The sequence below is a fragment of the Bradyrhizobium sp. 1 genome (assembly GCF_023073315.1).
GTDB lineage: Bacteria > Pseudomonadota > Alphaproteobacteria > Rhizobiales > Xanthobacteraceae > Bradyrhizobium.
The window spans coordinates 192,553-211,894 of sequence record NZ_JADPJH010000022.1 but is presented as its reverse complement, the minus strand read 5'-3'; the positions used below and the strand labels follow the sequence as shown (position 1 = coordinate 211,894).

Genomic DNA, 19,342 nt, shown 5'->3' with positions numbered 1-19,342 from the left:
CAATTAGAAGCTCGGGCCTGCTCAGCCTGGTCCTGCGCCCTGTGTCGCTGTGTAAACCGCGTAGAGCGACTGGCTCGCGGCCATGAACAGGCGGTTGCGCTTGGGGCCGCCGAAGCAGATGTTGCCGCAGACCTCCGGCAGGCGGATGCGGCCCAGCAGCTTGCCCTCCGGCGACCATGTGGTGACGCCGCTATAGCCTACCGCGCGTCCGGCATTGCTGGAGGCCCAGACATTGCCGTTGACGTCGCAGCGCACGCCGTCCGGTCCGCATTTCACGCCGTCGATCGTGCAGTCCGAGAAGCGCTTAGGGTTGGTGAGCTTGTTGTCCGTGCCGACGTCGAACACAAAGATCTCGCCATTGCCGCCGGCGCCGGTGTCACCCGGTCCCTTGCCGGTCGAGACGACGTAGAGCTTCTTGAAGTCGGGCGAGAAGCACAGGCCGTTGGGATCGGGCACCTGCTCTTCGGTGACGACGAGATCGACGCGGCCTGAGGGATCGATGCGATAGCAATTGGTCGGCAGCTCGCGCTTGCCCGGTGCGAAGCCGGCCGGCTGTCCGATCCGCGGATTGAGCTTGCCGCCCGCATTGCTCGGGCCGCCCGGCCCGTCGGGCTCGCCTTCATAGAGCTGGCCGCCATAGGGCGGATCGGTGAACCAGTAGCTTCCGTCGGGATGGGCTGCGATGTCGTTCGGCGAGTTCAGCCGCTTGCCCTGATAGGAATCCGCGAGCACCGTGGCGGTGCCGTCATGCTCATAGCGCGTCACCCGCCGTGTCAGGTGCTCGCAGGAGAGCTGGCGGCCCTGGAAGTCGAACGAATTGCCGTTGGAATTGTTGGAGGGTGAGCGGAACACGCTGACGCGGCCGTCGTCCTCGCTCCAGCGCAGCTGCCGGTTGTTCGGGATGTCGCTCCAGAGCAGATAGCGGCCTTGCGCGCTCCACGCCGGGCCTTCGGCCCACAACAGCCCGGTGTGCAGGCGCTTGATCGCGGTGTTGGGCTGCGCGAGATCGTTGAAGGACGGATCGACCGCGATGATGTCGGGGTCCCAGAAATAGGTCGTCGGCGCGCCGTTCGGGCCGAAATCGCGCGGCGGGGTGGTGATCGTCGTCGGCGGCGCGGCAGGTCCGGTCTGGGCCAGCGCGGGGCCGGCCATCGTGGCGGCGGCGCCGAGCGCGAGCCCCCGGACCAGTGTTCGTCGTGAAAGCGCAGCATCCTGGTCACGCGGCTCGTGGTCACGAGCCTGTTGGCGTGTCATCGCGTCCTCCCGGTCATGTTCGGCCAGCCGGTTGATCCGGCTCAGCAGCCGTGGAGGTTAGTCCGGTCCGCGACGAGTTGCGAGCGGTGGATTCGCATCCTTTGAGCGATGCCGAAATGATGTCGCGAATTCGACGCAGCTCCGTCGCAAACGACGCTCCGGAACCTGCGCATGGCAGTTCCACGGACGCGAACGACTGTTCGTTCGCGTCAGAATGGCGGCGCATGTCATGCCTTGACCGCGCCCTCATTGCTGCGCACAAACTCTCCCGGGACAAAGTCGGAGTTGAGTGTGGGTGGCTTCATATTGATCGCGTTGCTCGGGATCGCGTTCGCGGCCGGCTATTTCACACGCGACCACATCTCCCGCCAACGCCGTGCTGAAGCACGCCGCATGCGCGGCTACGCGCAGCCGCATTGGCTGAGCGCCAATTCGCCCGCCAACACCAATGAGGTGGCGCCTCCAGCCACGGGCGAGCTGGGCCAGATGCTCGACCGCTGGGAGAGCCGGGCCCGCGCCCGCCGCGCTGGGTAGCGTCTCCAACCAGGTCAGCCCCGCTGACCATCTTTTGACGTTGCAGTTGCGCCCGTTTCTCGTCTAGAAACGGGCTTATCGAGCCTCCCGGCAACCAACCGTCAACGGTTTTCGCCGAGGATTTGAGGGCTCAACAGGGTCTGGCAATGCTGATTCGCGGCCAAATTGATGGGATTTCGGGGGAGGTGGCTCTGGCCGCCGCCACGATCCCGGCCGCGTCCCTGCTCACCCTTATTATTGGCGAGCTCCTTCTTATTATTGGCGAGCTCCTTCTTAGCTGCCCCTGAGGGCCGGCTGGGCGCATGCGCCTGGGCGCTCAGGGGTTGGTCGAGATCACCGGACACCTCAAGCGCCCAGACCACTGACGGCGCAAAAGCTCAAAAGGAAATTTGTCATGACCACCGCGAACAAGTCCGACAAGGACCGCGTTATCATTTTCGACACCACGCTGCGCGACGGCGAGCAGTGCCCCGGCGCCACCATGACCTTCGAGGAGAAGCTCGAGGTTGCGGAGATGCTGGATGATATGGGCGTCGACGTTATCGAAGCGGGCTTCCCGATCACCTCGGAAGGCGACTTCCAGGCGGTCAGCGAGATCGCCCGCCGCTCCAAGAACGCCGTGATCGCCGGCCTGTCGCGCGCTCATCCGGCCGACATCGATCGCTGCGCCGAGGCGGTGAAATTCGCCAAGCGCGGCCGCGTCCACACCGTGATCGCGACCTCGCCGCTGCATATGCGGGTGAAGCTGAACAAGACCCCGGAGCAGGTGCTGGAGACCTCGGTCGCCATGGTCGCGCGCGCCCGCAACCAGATCGACGATGTCGAATGGTCGGCCGAGGACGGCACCCGCAGCGAGATGGATTATCTGTGCCGCATCGTGGAAGCCGTCATCAAGGCCGGTGCCACCACGGTGAACATCCCCGACACCGTCGGCTACACCACGCCGGACGAATACACCCACTTCATGAAGACGCTGATCGAGCGCGTGCCGAACTCGGACAAGGCGGTGTTCTCCGTGCACTGCCATAACGACCTCGGCATGGCCGTGGCGAACTCGCTGGCCGGCGTCATCGGCGGCGCGCGTCAGGTCGAGTGCACCATCAACGGCATCGGCGAGCGCGCCGGCAACGCCGCGCTCGAAGAGATCGTGATGGCGATCAACGTGCGCAACGATAAATTCCCGTTCTGGAACAAGATCGACACCACGCAGCTGACCCGCGCCTCGAAGGTGGTGTCGGCGGCGACCTCGTTTCCGGTGCAGTACAACAAGGCGATCGTCGGGCGGAACGCGTTCGCGCATGAGAGCGGCATCCATCAGGACGGCGTGCTGAAGGATGCCTCCACCTACGAGATCATGCGGCCGGAGATGGTCGGCGTGAAGCAGTCGTCGCTGGTGCTCGGCAAGCATTCCGGCCGCCACGCCTTCGTCCACAGGCTGGAGGAGATGGGCTACAAGCTCGGCCCGAACCAGCTGGAAGATGCGTTCACGCGGATGAAGGCACTCGCCGACCGCAAGAAGGACATCTACGACGAGGACATCGAGGCGCTGGTCGACGAGGAGATGGCGGCGTCGCACGACCGCATCAAGCTGACCTCGCTGACCGTGATCGCCGGTACCCATGGCCCGCAGCGCGCCACCATGAAGCTCGACGTCGACGGCCAGATCAAGATCGAGGAGGCCGAGGGCAACGGTCCTGTCGATGCGGTGTTCAACTGCATCAAGCGCCTGGTGCCCCACGAGGCCAAGCTCGAGCTGTACCAGGTTCACGCGGTTACCGAGGGCACCGACGCGCAAGCGGAAGTCTCGGTGCGGCTGTCGCATGAGGGACGTGCGATGACGGCGCGCGCGGCGGATCCGGATACGCTGGTAGCCTCGGCCAAGGCGTATCTCGGCGCGCTGAACAAGATCGTCATGAAGCGCCAGCGCGATACGATGACAACTGCTGCGGCCAGCTGACGTTTATGCTCCGGATGAATCGGTGGAGACGCGGCGCCCTCGGCGCCGCGTTTTTCATTGATCGCCGACGCGGGCGTTTCCTGCCGGATACCGCATTTTTGCAAGGTGACCCCTGCTAAGGGGCAATGGCGCCTCAGCCTGCTTCCCTATAATGCTGCCTTCCAAGAATTTAAGGTTTGGGGCCGGCGGTCCACGCCCCACAAAAACGTACGGGAGAAAGCATGCGAAAACTGATTTTGGCTGCGGCATCGATTGCGGCTCTGGCGCTCACCGGGCCGGCATCGGCCCAATCGCCCATCATCATCAAGTTCAGCCATGTCGTCGCCACCGACACGCCGAAGGGCAAGGCATCCGAGAAGTTCAAGGAGCTCGCCGAGAAGTACACCGGCGGCAAGGTCAAGATCGAGGTCTACCCGAACTCGACGCTGTACAAGGACAAGGAAGAGCTCGAGGCGCTCCAGCTCGGCAGCGTGCAGATGCTGGCGCCGTCCAACTCCAAATTCGGCCCGCTCGGCATCCGCGAGTTCGAGGTGTTCGATCTGCCCTACATCCTTCCTGATCTGAAGACGCTGCGGAAGGTGACGGAAGGTCCGCTCGGCGCAAGGCTTCTGAAGCTGCTCGAACCCAAGGGGATCACCGGCCTTGCCTATTGGGACAACGGCTTCAAGCAGATGAGCGCCAACAAGAAGCTCATCACGCCGGCCGACTATCAGGGCGTCAAGTTCCGCATCCAGTCCTCGCGCGTGCTCCAGGCCCAGTTCAAGGCGCTCGGCTCGCTGCCGCAGGTGATGGCGTTCTCGGAAGTCTACCAGGCGCTCCAGACCGGCGTGGTCGACGGGCAGGAGAACACCTGGTCGAACATCTATACGCAGAAGATGCACGAGGTGCAGAAGTACATCACCGAGACCAATCACGGCTACATCGGCTACGTCGTGATCGTGAACAAGAAGTTCTGGGACGACCTGCCGGCCGACATCCGCGACCAGCTCTCGAAGGCGATGAAGGAAGCGACCGACTTCAACAACGCGCAGTCGCAGAAGGAAAACGACGACGCGCTCGCCGAGATCAAGAAGGGCGGCAAGAGCGAGATCATCAAGCTCACGGCCGAGCAGGACGAGGCGCTGCGCAAGGCGATGGAGCCGGTCTACAAGGACGCCGCAAGCCGCGTCGGCCAGCCGCTGATCGACGAGTTCCAGAAGGAAGCCAAGAGCACGACGAACTGAGGAGCACGACGAACGAGCTCACGTCGTACATGGATAAATAATGCATGAACAAAGGGCTTCCGTGTCGGCACGGAAGCCCTTTTTGTTGCAAATCATTTCAGTATGCATCTGAACAGACATTCACGGCAGTTACATCTCTGCAAGAACGGCTTCCCTGTCCAAGTTGTAAGTTGCGCGTAAGCCGCTTGGCGCTCATCTTCACCGCCATCCTTCCAGAGGAGGTACTTATGAGGAAGTTCACCATCGCCGCTATCGCCGTGCTCAGCATCGCCGGCTCGGGCGCGGTCTATGCCCAATATCATCGCCCGTGGATGGAGCACTTCCACCACATCCGCATGAACCCTGAAGACCGCGCCGCCTTCGTCGACGCGCGGATCGCCGCGGTCCATGCCGGGCTCAAGCTCAATGCCGACCAGGAGAAGCTGTGGCCGCCGGTCGAGGCCGCCGTGCGCGACTTCGCCAAGCTGCGCATCGACCGCGCCAATGCGCGGATGAATGCCGGCCCCGGCGCTGCGGACAAGCCGGAGGATCCGGTCGCCCGTCTGCGCGAGCGCGCCGATGACATGGGCGCCACCTCCGTGGCCCTGAAGAAGATCGCCGATGCCGCCGATCCGCTCTACAAGACCCTGGACGAGGGCCAGAAGCGGCGCCTTGCCGCGCTGACCCGCCATCGCGGCCCGTTCGGTGGCGGCGAGGATGGCCCGCCCCGGCACTTCATGGAACGCGGTATGGACCGCATGATGGAGCGCGGCATGGACCGCTTCCATGGTGACCGTTTCGACCGCGATGGCGGCCCGGACCGGGATCGCGAGGGCCGGCTCTGAGCGATCAGGGTTTTTGCGGGACTTAACCCCGAGATTAACCTTGGCGAAGCCGCTGGAATCCAGCGGCTTTTCGCTTTTTGGGGATGGTGGAAAAACCTTCACCGCATCGCTTGCCAGACCCGGATCGCTTTGCTAAACGACCGGCCTCGCAAGGCATTGACCGCCTTTCGGGCGCATAGCTCAGTTGGTAGAGCAGCTGACTCTTAATCAGCGGGTCCCAGGTTCGAGCCCTGGTGCGCCCACCATATCAAGGCCTTAGCGGCAAAAACCGTTTGAGAACTTGATTTTTCAAACGGTCTTTTTTCAGAACGACGGCCAACAGCGCCCGATAAAGAGCGGCGTCGCGCGACACCTCAGCAGTTCGTTGTGTGAGTGAGGCCTGACTGACTGTCGGCGGATGGCAGGCAACGAGTGGGCGCGGCGGCTTGTCGAATGATGGATTGCAGCGAGGGTTCAGGATTCCAGTCGGTTAGAGGTAGCGTGCGCGCGGCCTGTGCACCGGGAGATCAAGCACAATCAATCGTTGACTGGTGTGCGGTCGCTGTGCGCAGTGCTTTTGAAGTTGATCGAAAGGATTGAGCGATGGCTTCATTGCGTCTACCGAAGGTGTGGTCGTATCGCCGGTGCTCTGTCGACACGACGTCATCCGCTTGGATCAGTTGCCTTCAACTGGCTTCGCGCTGAATGTCCCGTCCGACGTGATGCAATAGCCGGCACCAGTGTCGGTGCCTCACCCGCAATGCGCAACGCGAAATAGGCGATCGTGGCCTGAAGACCGTCCGGCAGCGCGACGCGAGGCCGCCATCCCAATAACCGCGCGGCGGTGTCGATCACCGGCTTGCGGCGTTTTGGATCGTCCTTCGGCAGCGCCTCGAAGCGGATAGGCGAGGCCGATTCGGTGTAGGTGAGGACCTCACGGGCTATGGCCTCTATGGTGATCTCGTGCGGATTGCCGAGGTTGCAGGGGCCGGTCACCGAGACTGGACTCTCCATCAGCAGCTGGAGGCCCCGCACGAGATCGTCGACGAAGCAGAAGCTCCTCGTTTGCGTGCCGCCGCCGTATATCGTGATCGGCTTGCCCCGGAGCGCCTGCACGATGAAATTCGAGACGACACGGCCGTCGTTCTCCAGCATGCGCGGGCCATAGGTGTTGAAGATGCGCGCGACCTTGATCTCAGTCCCGTACGTGCGGTGGTAGTCGAACATCAGCGTCTCGGCGGCGCGCTTGCCCTCGTCGTAGCAGGCCCGCGGTCCGGTCGGGTCGACGTTTCCGAGATAGGATTCCGGCTGTGGATGCACCTCCGGATCGCCGTAGACCTCGCTCGTGGAAGCTTGCAAGACGCGGGCGCCTTTCCGGGACGCGAGTTCGAGCAGGTTGATGGTGCCGAGTACGCACGTCTTCATCGTGCCGACCGGATCCTTCTGGTAGTGCCGGGGCGAGGCAGGGCAGGCCAGGCTGTAGATACGGTTGATCTCGCCGCCGATCTCGATCTCCTCGCGCACATCATGCTCGATAAAGCGGAAATTCGGATGGTTCAGCAGCGGCCTGATGTTGTCGATTTTGCCCGTGAACAGGTTGTCGAGGCAGATCACCTTGTTACCGCGTTGGAGAAGCGCGTCGCAGAGATGAGAGCCGATGAAGCCGGCGCCACCGGCGATCAGCACATTCGTCGGCTGATGGAGCGGGGGAATGCGGGTCTGGAGTGTCATGGCAGGATCTCTCAGAGTTCGGCGACCTGAACCGGACGGGCGGTGGCAGGACGGACGGATTTACGGCGGCGTCGTGCGGCCGCTTCGGTGTAGTACCCTTCCAGCTGACGGGCTCGGTGGTCGGCGGTGTGATCGGCGAGAACACGCCGGCGCGCGTTTTCCGCGATCGTGCGTCGACGTTCCTCGGGCATGTCGCGCAGTATCTCGACGACGTCACGCGAGGTTGAGGCCAGCAGGATTTCCCGCGACGGCTCGAAGATGGTTTCGATGCCCGGCCATCGATCGGAGATCACGGGCGTGCCACAGGCGGCCGCTTCGAACAGCCGGACGCTTGGCGAGAAGCCGAGCGCACGCATGTCGGCGCGGGTGGTGTTCAGGGTGAAGCGCTGCTCCGCGTAAAAAGCCGGGTGCTGCTTTGGCGGGAGGTGCTCGATCCGCCCGACATTGTCGGGCCAGGCGATATGTTCGGGGTATTGCGCCCCTGCGACGGCGAACTGCTCCGATGACAGTGTTCGCGCTGGGGACAGCAGCAGCTGATCGAGGACGGATTGCCGGTCCTCGCTATAGGTCCCGAGATAGCCCAGCGTCCATTTCGTCTGGGCCTGTTGCGGCATGTAGGCTTCTGTATCGGCGCTACAATAGAGAACGCGTGCCAACGGGCTGCCGTACCGCTTCTCGATCATGTCGGGCACCGGGCCGCCGGCAAAGGACAGATAGAGATCAAAACGCGGGATCATCGCCGCGGACAGATAGCTGAGGCCCTGGTCCAGCCGCGCCAGCGTCACCGGCGTGTCGATGTCGTAGAAGGCGGTAATCCCTCGCGCCTGGCTCGTGACCCACTCGGAGATGGCGATGCCGTCGGGTACGTAGGACCCGACGACGACGAGGTCGGCGTTCCGGACCAGCTGGCCGAAGCGGCGAGGAACATCCTTCAGCGACTGATAGAGCTCGACCGTCCATGACGATGGTTTGGTGAGATCGCGATGCTCGCGATACCAGGCAACGTCGCGTTCCAGGAACGTGACATGGTGGCCTCGTCGCGCCAAGGCCTCGATCAGGGCGCGATAGGTCGTGGCGTGACCATTGCCCCATGATGACGTGACCGAAAGACCGAAGACGACGATGCTGAGTTTCATTCTGCTGCCTCGATGCGCGAGCTGTTTCCGACAAAGAGTTGGTTGAACTGGCGGGCGCGATGCCGATAGGTGTGTTCGCTCAGGATGCGCGCGCGCGCACGGCTCGCGATCGCGGCGGCGCGATCGGGGCTGAGGGCGCCGAGATGGCTGGCCACTTCGGCTCCGTTCGCGGCCACCAGCACTTCGCGATCCGGATCGAGGAAATGGTCGATCCCGTCCCATTGATCGGTGATCAGGCAGGCGCCGGCACCAATCGCTTCGAACACCCGTGTCGGCGGCGAGAAGCCGTAGCGCGCCATGCTGTCGCGATTGACGTTGAGCGTGGCAAGTCCGGAGCCGAAGAAGGCGTTGTGCTCGCCGGTGCCGACATGGCCGACCTTGCTGACATTGCTCGCCATGTCCTTGGTCTCCCAGCCGGAGCCGCCGAGGACGAACGTCTTGTCCGGCAGCTCGCCTGCGACGTCGAGAAAGAAGTGTTCGACCCGCTGCTCGCGGTCGGGCAGACGGTTCGCCAGCAGGCTGAGATCGCAGGTGAAGTTCGGTTTGGGCGGGGACGGAAAATGCGTCTCGGGATCGAGCGCGTTGTAGATCGGCACGCAATCGCGCGCACCAATCGCGCGGTAGTCGGAGACGACGCCATCGCCGCCGCCGTAGGTCAGAACCATGTCGTACGAAGAGATCGCGCGCCGCAGATGATGCTCGGGGTCGCTTGCGATGGCTTCGAGCGTGGCAGGGGCATCGACATCCCAGTAGATCCGAATGGTTCGCGGCGGCAGGGCCGCAACCGCGAGCTCCAGCTCCCGATCGAAGACGCCGACGCCGCTGGCCTTGATCAGCATGTCGGCGGATCGCGCGGCCGCATCGAGCGAGCGGCGCCAGCCCTCCGCCGTCGCGGGGTAGACGACGACCCTGGCCCAGCCGGGATCGGCAATGTCGCGATGGGCCTGCCGCTCGAAGGCGTCGGGTTCATAGAAAGTGATGTCGTGTCCGAGCGCCGCAATCTGCTTGAGCATGCCGCGATAATAGGTAGCGGCACCGTTCCAGTATGACGAGACGAGGCTCGATCCGAAGAAGCAGATCTTCATGCGGAGGCTCCGATGTATCGCAGGGGTCGCGACGACGAGTCCGACGCGCGGATGTCCTGCGCGATGCCGACAAGCTGTTGTGCGCGATGACGACAGGTATGACGCTCGCGGATTGTCCGGAGGCCGGTCTCGACCATTGCGGCAGACAGTGCGCGATCGTCGAGAACGGCACGCAGCGCGCGCTTCATCTCCGTGCCGTTCGCAGCCTTCAGATATGCGCCGTCTGGAAACAGGCCTTCGGCATCGGACCAGGGGGCCGACACCAGGGGAATGCCGCAGGCGAGCGCCTCGAACACGCGGATGGTGGGGATTCCCGGGAGAGACCGCACATAAGGGCCGCGCGGCACATGGATCGTCGCGTGGGCGCCGGCAAAGGCGACCGGTGCCCAATGTGCCGGCAGCCAGCCCCCGTGACGGATGCCTGCGGCCCGGATGGTCTGGAGAGCAGCATCGGAATAACGCACACCATAGACGCTTGCGCGCAGCTTCAGCTCGGCGACCGGGTCGACGAGAAATTCGCTGAGCTCGGCGCTGCGTTCGCCGTCACCCCAATTGCCGATCCAGACCAGATCGTCGGCGCGCTCGACATTCGGCAGCGGATGGTACATCGCGACGTCGGCAGCCTCGTGCCATGTATACGCCCGATTGCCCCAGCCGAGCTTCATATAGATCTGGCGAAGGACCTCGCCAAAGGCCAGCACGCCATCGAACGCGTCGAGGTCGAACTGCGCGAGTTCGTCCGGCGCGGTCACCGCGCGATGATGGGTGTCGTGGAACAGCAGTGTGAAGGGAGCGCCGTGCGCACGCTTGTATCCGATCTTCTCGATCACATCAGGCGAATTCCACTCATGCACGACGACGAGATCGGCGCCGTCCAGCGCTTCATCGAAATCGAGCGAGGCGTCGTAGCGACGAATGGAGATGCCGGGGAACAGCGCGCCAATGTCTTGCAGGGCCTGGCTGCCGTTCTCTCGCATGGCATTCAGCCGGCTCCAGCCATCGATCGGCTCGAACACGACGACTTCGTGACCGAGCGAATGCAGCTCGCGGGCGTAGCCGCGCAGGAAATGCGCGTTGCCGTTGTTCCAGCAGGAGGTGAACGCGTGGTAGAACAGGACACATCTCATGCGCGCACCTCGATCCGGCCGGCTTGTGATGTCGTACGATCGGGCGCGAGAAGCCCCTCGTAAAGCTTCAGATATGCGCTGGTCGTGCGCGCCAGCGAATATGTCAGGGAATGTTCATAGGCGGCGCGCTGCAGACGGGCTCTTCCGGACTCATCGGCGCAGAGCCCGGTGAGGATTTGGTGCAACGCCTGACCGTCGTGCGGATCGAAGAACAGCGCGGCGCCGCTCCACAACTCCCTGAACGTCGGAATGTCCGACAGCACGAGCGCGCACCCGGCGGCGGCTGCCTCCAGAACCGAGAGCCCGAACGGCTCATACAGCGCCGGGCTTACGAAGATCGCCGCGTGCTCGAGATGTCCGCGCAAGGCATCGTGTGGCAATTGTCCAAGCCAGGTGACGCCTGTTGACGGATCCGCATTGGCAGGGCCTGCGACCTGAACCGTCCAATCCAGTCCCGGTGCTGCCGCCGACAAAACTTCGATGTTCTTGGCACGATCCCAGAGCCGGCCGGCCGCGAAGATCAGCTCCCGCTTGCGACTCGGCGAATTCCCAGCAGCGATGCCGTTCCAGATCACGGCTCCGGGTGAGCGGGGACCATAGATTTCCACGATGTCGTCGTGGAAGGACCGGCTCGGGCAGACCCAGGCCTGCGTGCGGTTGAGCGCTGCGGCAACTCGTTCGGTATATCCGGCCCATCGGGGTTCACCGAGCCAGGCCGTATCTCGACAGGCCAGCGCCCACGAGTTGACGCAGGAGTGTGCCACGACAACGGTCGGCGCGCGCCACGGCAGGGTTGCTTCGCGGAAACTGTTGAGGTGGACGATATCGGGCTTGAAGCGCGCTTCGAGGCCGGAGAGGACGCGTCTTGCCTTGGGCAGGTCGCGGCCCTCCGGGTCCTGCCACTCGAGAGCAAGGTCGGTTTCGACGAGATGGACTTGCGAGTCGCCGAGCATCTCGCGCTGGTCAGGGCGTGCGGGCGGCCCCATCGTTGCGAGGATGACCTCGGCGCCCGCCGCGGCAAGGCGCGAGGCAAGCGCGCAGGAATAGGTCCACACGCCGCCGACGGTGTCGGTCGTCATCAGAATCCTGATGTCCGCGCCCTGGCTCATGAGGCCACCGAATGTTCGAGGGCCTCGAGCGGGACGGGACGATCGTTCTGCACGTCGCTGAACTGGTCGAACATCCCGAGATAGTGCCGGTGCGCGCGCTCCCAGGCGAAATCGTCGGCCTCGCCCCACAGCCTCCGGTAATCCGGAGAGCCGGGATAGGGATAGAGCGGGACCGGATCGTTCGCCCAGATGCCGGCATCCTGCATCTTGCTCCGCCAGCGCTGAACGACGGGATCGTCGTCCTCGGGCACCTCGATCAGATTGGCCTGCACGAACGGGACGTGCCGGCGGGCTTCGACCAGCCGGTCGGCGAGCTGGTCGGTGGTCATCTTGCAGTTCTTGGCGAGCGCGGCGCGCCCCTCGGCGGTGAGGCTCTCAACACCGGCCTCGATCGATACGCAGCCGGCGCGGCCGAGCAGCGCGAGCATATCGGGCTTCCACAGATCGATCCGCGTCTGCACGCCGAACTTGAGGCCCCGCGTGCTCAGCCCTTCAAGGAGTTCGGGGTTCGGAAGGAAAATCTCGTCGATGAAGTAGACATATTCGACGCCTTGCCCGCGCAGGCGATCGATCTCGTCAAGAATGGTGGAGGGCGGCCGCTTGCGATAGGCATTGCGGAAGTTCTCCTTGGCGCAGAACGTGCAATTGTATGGGCATCCCCGCGAGGCCTCGACCTCCGCGCCCGGACCCATCGGCTCGGCCTCGAAACGGTGATGGTGGTGATGATGACGCCGGATCATCTCGTCAGGCCAGTCGAGCGCCGGCTGATCCCTGAAGTCGACGGCCTGCGGGCCGCCATTCACCCGGACCGACGCGCCGTCCGCAAAACACAGGCCAGGAAAGTCGCGCTCGCCGTTTGCCAGGCGCAGCAAGGACGCTTCGCACTCGCCCATCACGATGATGTCGACAGCGAGCTTCTTCAGAGCCGCCCGAGGCGTGGTCGAGCCGTGCGGGCCGACTGCGACCAGGATTGGCGCAAGATCCTGCACCGCCAGTGCCAGCTCCTGCGGGACGCGCAGCTCGGGGGGCGCGCAGCGCCAGAACAGGTAGGTCGGCGCCGTCGTGATGACGATCAGGTCGGGCCCGAACGCGCGCAGCTCGGCCTCGATATCCCGGAACGACAGATCGAACATATGCGCATCGAGCAGCAGCGTCCGGTGCCCGGCCTGCTTCAGATAATGCTCGGAGATTCCAAGCTCGAGCGGAAGGTGAGGGGAACGGCAGCCGAAATAGATGCTGCCGCCAAAATTCCAATTCGGGTTGATCAGGGCGACGCGCGTCATGCCAGGGCCTCGCGGCTGCCGTGAGTTGCGCCGAAACGGTCGTCCAGCCAGGCGTGAAGCGAGCGAAGTCCCTCGGCGACCGAAACCCGCGGTGCCCATCCGAGTGCGGTCGACAGCGCGCGCGTGTCGGTGACGTACCAGGGCTGATCGCCCGGACGCCAATCGGCAAAGCGGTAGGTGACCTGGCGACCGGTCAGATCGGCAATATGGTCGATCAATTCCCGAAGGCTGACGGCATTGGCCGGCCCGCCGCCGAGATTGAACACGCGTCCACGCGCGAATGAGATCTGGTCGAGCACTGCAAGCCAGGCCGACGTTGCATCCGACACATGCAAGGCGTCGCGAACCTGATAACCGTCTCCGTAGATCGTCAGGGGCTTGCCGCGGATCGCACTCAGCAGGAAATGCGCGATCCAGCCCTGATCCTCGGTGCCGAACTGGCGCGGCCCGTAGATGCAGCTCATGCGCATCACCACGGTCTGCAGCCCATAGACACGGGCATAGTCATGGACGTACTGATCCGCGGTTCCCTTGGAGCAGCCATAGGGACTGTAGAAATCGAGCGGCGCGTTTTCGGAGATGCCGTCCGCCAGCAGGGCGCTGGTGGGCGTATAGCGGCGGCTCGTGAGTGCGATCTCGCTGTCCTCGATCAGGCGGCCATAGACCTTGTTGGTCGACGCGAACACGACCGGGGCGGTGCTGTTGTGCTGCCGGACCGCTTCGAGCACGTTCAGGGTGCCGCGGGCGTTGATCTCGAAATCGGCGGCCGGGTCGCTCACGCTGTCGGTGACGGCGACCTGGGCCGCCAGATGCAGCACGGCGCGGGCTTCGCGCACGGCATCGATCACCGGGATCGGCTCGCGAATGTCGGCCACAGTGATGGTGATGAGGTCGCCATGCCTGGACTTCAGCCATTGCGCGTTCTCCCGCACGCCAGCGCGGGCAAGATTGTCGAGTACCAGTACGCGCTCGCCGCGCTGCGCCAACTGGTCGGCAAGGTTGCAGCCGATGAAGCCGCAGCCGCCGGTGATCAGGACGGGCCTGTTGTCTTGCTGGTTCATCACGCAACCAATCCTCGTTGCAGCAGCTCCTGGGTCGCCCGTTCGGCCTGATCGTCGGCGATCTGGTCTGCAAGATATTCCGCCAGCTCTTCGAGGCCGTCCTTGAACGCCACATGCGGTTCGAAGCCGAGCAGATCGCGCGATTTGCCGATGTCGGCGAAGCAGTGCCTGATGTCGCCCGCGCGGTACTTTCGCGTGATCTCGGGCGCGATATCGCTGCGGCCCATGACCTCGGCGAGGTCCCCGGCGACCGACAGGATGCTCCGGCTTTGGCCCGACCCGACGTTGAAGACATCCTGCGCATGCTCCGCTTCCAGGGCAATGCGGCAGGCGCGGGCGACGTCGTGCACGTGGACGAAGTCGCGCCGTTGCTCGCCGTCCTCGAACACAAGCGGCGGCCGTCCGTTGAGCAGCCGCGCGGCAAAGATCGCGAGCACGCCCGTGTAGGGATTCGACAGGGCTTGGCGCGGGCCGAACACGTTGAAGAAGCGCAGCGCTAAGGTCGGGATTCCATAAGCCTTGCCAGTAATCAGGCACATGCGCTCCTGCGCGAATTTGTTCAGCGCGTACACCGAGCTGAGTGATGGCAGCTTGTTTTCCGGGGTAGCCACGGGCGTGAGCGGATGGCCCGCCGTGTCGCGCAACTCCCATTCTCCGCTGCGGAGCTGCTCGATCGACCGTCCGTCGCAGGCGACGACGGTTTGATCGGACCTGCGGTAGAGGCCTTCGCCGTAGATGCTCATGGACGAAGCGACCACCAGCCGCTCAACCGGGCGTTTCGACAGCGCCTGGAGCAGGACGGCGGTGCCGAGCTCGTTGGTCCGGACGTAAGACTCGATGTCGTACATGCTCTGGCCGACGCCGACGGCGGAAGCAAGATGCAGGACCATGTCGGCGCCGCGCAGGGCACGCTCGACAGCAAGGCTGTCGGTGACGTCACCGACGATGAGCTCGGCATCGTCGGCCAGATAGGAGGGGCGCTGGCGGTTGCCGCCGTGGACTTGCGGGGAGAGATTGTCGAGCAGACGGACGTCGTAGCCGGCGGCGAGCAGCACATCCGTCGCATGAGAGCCGATAAAGCCCGCGCCCCCTGTAATCAATACCCGCGTCATTCACCGCTCCGTACAACCGCAGGACCGATCCGATCGGGATCGATCGATGATGTAAGGTGAAGCGCACTTTCTGGTGGTCGGACGACCCGCGCGCCGGTCACGTTACGAGTCAGAAGCGATGCAAGGAATGTTCGTTCCTCCAAAATGTACAAACGAATATTTCTCTAACCTGGATCAATAACTCAGGTGAATCGGCGCCTAGCTGTCGGCTAGAAATGTGCACCATGAAGGTGGGCCGGCAGTCCGAGATGCCTTGCGGCAGTCGCGCCGATATCTGCAAAGCCGGCGCGCCGGCCGATCGGGAAAGATGATTGCGTCGACCAGGCCAGGATTGGCACCTGCTCGCGGGTGTGATCGGTGCCGCTCCAGGTCGGATCGCAGCCGTGATCGGCGGAGATGATCAGAAGGTCGTCGCTTCGCAGGCGGGACAACAGCGCGGGAAGGCGACTATCGAAGTCTTCGAGTGCCGCGGCATAGCCGGGCACGTCGCGGCGATGGCCGTAGAGCGTGTCGAAATCGATGAAGTTGGCGAACAGCAATCCTCCGTCGGCCAGGCTCGTCAGCCCTTTCAACGTGGCATCGAACAGCGCCATGTTGCCGTCGCCGCGCATGTTTCGCCCGGTCGCGCGATGGGCGAAGATGTCGTCGATCTTGCCGATCGTCACGATGTCACGACCCTCGCTTGCGGCGAGGTCAAGCACGGTGGTCGCGGGCGGCGGTACCGAAAAGTCGCGACGGTGCGCGGTCCGCTTGAAATCGCACGCGCTTGTCCCGACGAATGGCCGGGCAATGACGCGGCCGATGTTGAGGGGATCGATTAGCCGCCTTGCAATCGCGCAGATCTCGTAGAGACGTTCGAGGCCGAAAGTCTGCTCATGCGCGGCGATCTGGAACACGCTATCGGCGGAGGTGTAGCAGATCGGCATCCCCGTCTGCATGTGACGCTCGCCGAACTCGGCAATGATCTCGGTCCCCGAGGCATGGCAATCTCCGAGGATTCCCGGCACTCCGGCTTGGTCGCAGAAGTCCCTTGTCAATTCTGCGGGAAAGCACGGCGTCGTTCGCGGGAAATAGCCCCAGTCGAACGGGACGGGTACCCCGGCGATCTCCCAATGGCCCGACGGCGTGTCCTTGCCCTTCGAAATCTCGCTGGCGCATCCGAATTGCCGGTGCTGCGCCTGACCCTCCAGCCCCGGCGGTACGCGCCCCGTGGCGAGGCGGCAGGCCTCCCCGAGGCCCAGCGCAACGAGATTGGGAATCCGAAGCGGACCTCCGCGTACGGTGCTGTCGGCGCGGCCGGCGATGCAGGCTTCCGCGATGTGACCGACAGTGTCCGCGCCTTCGTCACCGTAGCGGGCGGCGTCCGGCGCGCCGCCGATGCCGACGGAATCCATCACCAGGATCAGGGCACGCATGTTGGCTCTCTGATGGGAGGATCAGCCGACGCTGGGGAGGATGCAAGACCGGTTCTCGTACCGTAGCGGTCGACCATCGACGCGCAGAAATCGGCAAATTCATTGACGTCGAGCGGCGGGCTGGTGTGATGCGGCTCGATGCCCCGATGCTCGGGCGTGAAGCAGAACGTGACCGTAACCTGGAACTCCGCCAACGCCTCCATCTGGCGGTCGAACCAGTCGAGCGCATTGGGACGAAAGCTGTCGGCCCATGACAGGCCGGTCCGCAGATGAGCGACGCCGAGACGACGCATCCAGTGCACCGCCTCGTGCAGGCGGTGATCCTCGAAGTGGAACCATTGGCACAGGCCCATGGCAGGCGCATAGGCGCCGAACAGATCAGCGGCCGGCTTGGGGGTGCCGTCCTCGCGCAGCAGACCCATGTGGAAATGCCTGTAGTAGGAGGAGCCTTCAGCCTCCTTGTGCCGTGTCGTTGCTTCCCAAGCCGAAGGAAGGTCGTAGAGGCTGTACCAGTGGATGCGCGGGGCGCGGCCGATCAAGAGCTCGGCAGTGCGCGACAGGCCCCAGGCTTGCACCTCTTCTGCGCCGAATGAGGAGACGCCGACCTCAGTCACCCACACGGGCAGGGTGGTGACCGCCTTGATCTCCTCGATCTTGGCCGGCCACTCGCCGATCTGCCACAGGTTCCAGTCGAGCGGAAAGCCGTGCACGGCGACCGCATCGAAATGGTCGAGCACGCCGCGGCCTTGCATATTGCGCATGAAGGACGGATCGATCGGCGAGATGCCGCCGAGCACGATCGGCAATGTGGGCCGAGCGCTGCGGATCGTTTTTCCAGCGGCGATCGCGAGGTCCGCAAACCGCGCCCAGTCCGGGTCGATCAGGAGGTCCCAATGCGACTTGTTGTTTGGCTCGTTCCAGATCTTGGCCGCCTCGATCATCGGCTTGTGCTCCGGGATGGATAGACGGGACCCTCGATTTGAGGCCGCTCGGTGCGCTTGCAGAGGTAGACTTCCTCTTCGGGATGCGCGGTGATGGCAAAGCCGGCGCTGCGCAGCATGGCCTCGACGCAGGCCCTGTTCGGCACCCACCAATTGGTGGGATCGTCGGCATATTTGTGCTCGATGAAGTGGAGCCTGGGATAGCCGGCGGAATCGAACTGGTCGGTGGTCCAGAAATCGTAGTTCTTGTCGATCGCGTCGACATGGCTGGCGCCGCGCTGCATCGACTGGAACAGCAGGAGATCCCCGGCAACGTGCTCGTGGATGAGATCCAGCGCCAGCAGCGGATGACGCAGATGATAGAGCACGCCCATGAAGATCACGAGATCGAACTTTTCGCGAAGCTGTCCCACATCGTAGGCCGACATCTTGCGAAATTCGATCCTGAGGCCATTCACTTCGGCGGCGAAGCGCGCCTGCGCGAGGTACTCCTCGTCAGTATCGAGTCCAAGCACGCGCTCGGCCCCGCGCCGCTTCATCTCCATGGCGTAGAAGCCGGCATTGCAGCCGATATCGAGCACGGTCTTGCCTTCGAGGCGGTCCGGAATGATTCCCGAGAAGCGCCGCCATTTCACATTGGGATAGTCGCCAAGGAAGTGGGTGGGCGCGGTCGGCACACCGTTGAGGTCGAGGTTGTGAAACCACGGCCCGAGCGCGTCGACGCGCCTGCGGATTTCCTCACGCGTGAGCAGCGCTCCAGTCATGCCGTCGCTCCATTGTCCATTGCCTCTATCGGTCGAGCCCCATCGGACGAGGTGCCGGCTCGCAACCGCGACCGGCCGTCGCTACCGGTACTCTCCGCCAGAAGCGCCATCGCGGTGCGATAGCCGTCGACGGTCCCGACATCGACATAGGATTCGCCAGCCTTGATTCCGATGCCGAGGCCGCCCGCCTGGAGATAGGCGTTGACGAGCGTTCCCAAATACTCGTCGCGTCGGTCTCGTTCGTTCCAGAGCGCGTGCAATTCGCGAAAGCCGGTGGCCGACATTCGGAATGCACCCCAGATCCACCGGGATGCCGGGTTCGGCTGCTTGACCTGAATCTCCCGCACGCTGTCGCCGTCGAGAACGACAGCGTCGAAGAATTCCGGGCGCTCGACGGGAAAGAGCAGGAAGGAGAGGTCGGCGTCGGGCAGGGTCTGCAAGGCGGCCTTTGGAAACCATACGGTGTCGGGCAGGCCGACGAGGATATCCTCGTCATGGCCGACGACGGTGCCGGCTCGGAAGACGGCGTCACAAAGCCCGGATGCGTCGGGCTGGACGACATAGGCGAGCTGGGCACTGCCGTAGTGATCGCCGAAATATTCGAGGATGTCGGATTTGCCCGGCGAGATCACGAAGCAGATCTTGTCCGCGCCGCCGAGGATCAGGCGCTCCAGGAGATATTCGGAGACCGCGCAGGGACGCTCGGTGCCGTTGTCGCGCCGACTGCCGACGGGCAGCAGCTCCTTGGAGAACGCCAGCGGCTGGATACGACTGCCGCGGCCCGCGGCTGGAACGATGCCCCACATT

17 protein-coding genes and 1 tRNA gene are annotated in these 19,342 nt (G+C 64.0%); 5 read left to right on the top strand and 13 right to left on the bottom strand.

Annotated elements, in window-relative coordinates:
- Positions 1-21: 21 nt before the first annotated feature.
- A complete protein-coding gene (locus IVB29_RS17685) occupies positions 22-1,254 on the bottom strand; it encodes an SMP-30/gluconolactonase/LRE family protein (RefSeq protein ID WP_247504654.1) in 1,233 nt (410 codons plus the stop codon).
- 291 nt (positions 1,255-1,545) lie between these two features.
- Here IVB29_RS17685 and IVB29_RS17680 point away from each other — a divergent pair, with 291 nt between their 5' ends.
- The 5 genes from IVB29_RS17680 (at position 1,546) to IVB29_RS17660 (ending at position 6,037) form a co-directional block, all read left to right on the top strand.
- On the top strand, positions 1,546-1,788 hold the full coding sequence (locus IVB29_RS17680; protein WP_247504653.1) for a hypothetical protein: 243 nt from the start codon (positions 1,546-1,548) through the stop codon (positions 1,786-1,788).
- 394 nt (positions 1,789-2,182) lie between these two features.
- Positions 2,183-3,745 (top strand): 2-isopropylmalate synthase, encoded by a 1,563-nt coding sequence (locus IVB29_RS17675; RefSeq protein ID WP_247504652.1) that lies wholly within the window; start codon positions 2,183-2,185, stop codon positions 3,743-3,745.
- A 221-nt stretch (positions 3,746-3,966) separates the two neighbouring features.
- The gene (locus IVB29_RS17670) at positions 3,967-4,968 is read left to right on the top strand and encodes a TRAP transporter substrate-binding protein (RefSeq protein WP_247504651.1); all 1,002 of its coding nucleotides are present in this window, start codon (positions 3,967-3,969) and stop codon (positions 4,966-4,968) included.
- A 227-nt stretch (positions 4,969-5,195) separates the two neighbouring features.
- Positions 5,196-5,792 (top strand): Spy/CpxP family protein refolding chaperone, encoded by a 597-nt coding sequence (locus tag IVB29_RS17665; RefSeq protein WP_247504650.1) that lies wholly within the window; start codon positions 5,196-5,198, stop codon positions 5,790-5,792.
- Between the two features lie 169 nt (positions 5,793-5,961).
- A tRNA-Lys gene (locus tag IVB29_RS17660) sits at positions 5,962-6,037 on the top strand.
- 397 nt (positions 6,038-6,434) lie between these two features.
- Here the strand turns inward: IVB29_RS17660 and IVB29_RS17655 are convergent.
- The 12 genes from IVB29_RS17655 to IVB29_RS17600 all read right to left on the bottom strand — a co-directional run bounded on the left by IVB29_RS17655 (position 6,435) and on the right by IVB29_RS17600 (position 19,341).
- A complete protein-coding gene (locus tag IVB29_RS17655; RefSeq protein ID WP_247504649.1) occupies positions 6,435-7,502 on the bottom strand; it encodes a UDP-glucuronic acid decarboxylase family protein in 1,068 nt (355 codons plus the stop codon).
- Between the two features lie 11 nt (positions 7,503-7,513).
- Positions 7,514-8,638: a glycosyltransferase gene (locus tag IVB29_RS17650; protein ID WP_247504648.1), complete on the bottom strand. Its 1,125-nt coding sequence runs from the start codon at positions 8,636-8,638 to the stop codon at positions 7,514-7,516.
- On the bottom strand, positions 8,635-9,723 hold the full coding sequence (locus IVB29_RS17645) for a glycosyltransferase (protein ID WP_247504647.1): 1,089 nt from the start codon (positions 9,721-9,723) through the stop codon (positions 8,635-8,637). Before IVB29_RS17645 ends, IVB29_RS17650 begins: the two co-directional genes overlap by 4 nt.
- Entirely contained in the window at positions 9,720-10,850 is a 1,131-nt protein-coding gene (locus IVB29_RS17640) for a glycosyltransferase (protein WP_247504646.1), read from the bottom strand. The genes IVB29_RS17645 and IVB29_RS17640 overlap by 4 nt, the downstream gene beginning before the upstream one ends.
- Positions 10,847-11,959 carry a glycosyltransferase family 4 protein gene (locus tag IVB29_RS17635; RefSeq protein WP_247504645.1) on the bottom strand — a complete coding sequence of 371 codons (1,113 nt, stop codon included), beginning with the start codon at positions 11,957-11,959 and terminating at the stop codon, positions 10,847-10,849. Before IVB29_RS17635 ends, IVB29_RS17640 begins: the two co-directional genes overlap by 4 nt.
- The gene (locus IVB29_RS17630; RefSeq protein ID WP_247504644.1) at positions 11,956-13,242 is read right to left on the bottom strand and encodes a TIGR04295 family B12-binding domain-containing radical SAM protein; all 1,287 of its coding nucleotides are present in this window, start codon (positions 13,240-13,242) and stop codon (positions 11,956-11,958) included. The genes IVB29_RS17635 and IVB29_RS17630 overlap by 4 nt, the downstream gene beginning before the upstream one ends.
- Complete coding sequence (locus IVB29_RS17625; protein ID WP_247504643.1) at positions 13,239-14,303, bottom strand: NAD-dependent epimerase/dehydratase family protein; 1,065 nt, start codon at positions 14,301-14,303, stop codon at positions 13,239-13,241. Before IVB29_RS17625 ends, IVB29_RS17630 begins: the two co-directional genes overlap by 4 nt.
- Positions 14,303-15,415: an NAD-dependent epimerase/dehydratase family protein gene (locus tag IVB29_RS17620; protein ID WP_247504642.1), complete on the bottom strand. Its 1,113-nt coding sequence runs from the start codon at positions 15,413-15,415 to the stop codon at positions 14,303-14,305. The genes IVB29_RS17625 and IVB29_RS17620 overlap by 1 nt, the downstream gene beginning before the upstream one ends.
- A 209-nt stretch (positions 15,416-15,624) precedes the next feature.
- Entirely contained in the window at positions 15,625-16,830 is a 1,206-nt protein-coding gene (locus tag IVB29_RS17615) for a phosphopentomutase (protein WP_247504641.1), read from the bottom strand.
- On the bottom strand, positions 16,818-17,771 hold the full coding sequence (locus tag IVB29_RS17610; RefSeq protein WP_247504640.1) for a beta-xylosidase: 954 nt from the start codon (positions 17,769-17,771) through the stop codon (positions 16,818-16,820). The genes IVB29_RS17615 and IVB29_RS17610 overlap by 13 nt, the downstream gene beginning before the upstream one ends.
- Complete coding sequence (locus tag IVB29_RS17605) at positions 17,768-18,535, bottom strand: TIGR04290 family methyltransferase (RefSeq protein WP_247504639.1); 768 nt, start codon at positions 18,533-18,535, stop codon at positions 17,768-17,770. The genes IVB29_RS17610 and IVB29_RS17605 overlap by 4 nt, the downstream gene beginning before the upstream one ends.
- On the bottom strand, positions 18,532-19,341 hold the full coding sequence (locus IVB29_RS17600; protein WP_247504638.1) for a sugar phosphate nucleotidyltransferase: 810 nt from the start codon (positions 19,339-19,341) through the stop codon (positions 18,532-18,534). The genes IVB29_RS17605 and IVB29_RS17600 overlap by 4 nt, the downstream gene beginning before the upstream one ends.
- Between the last annotated feature and the right edge of the window lies 1 nt (position 19,342).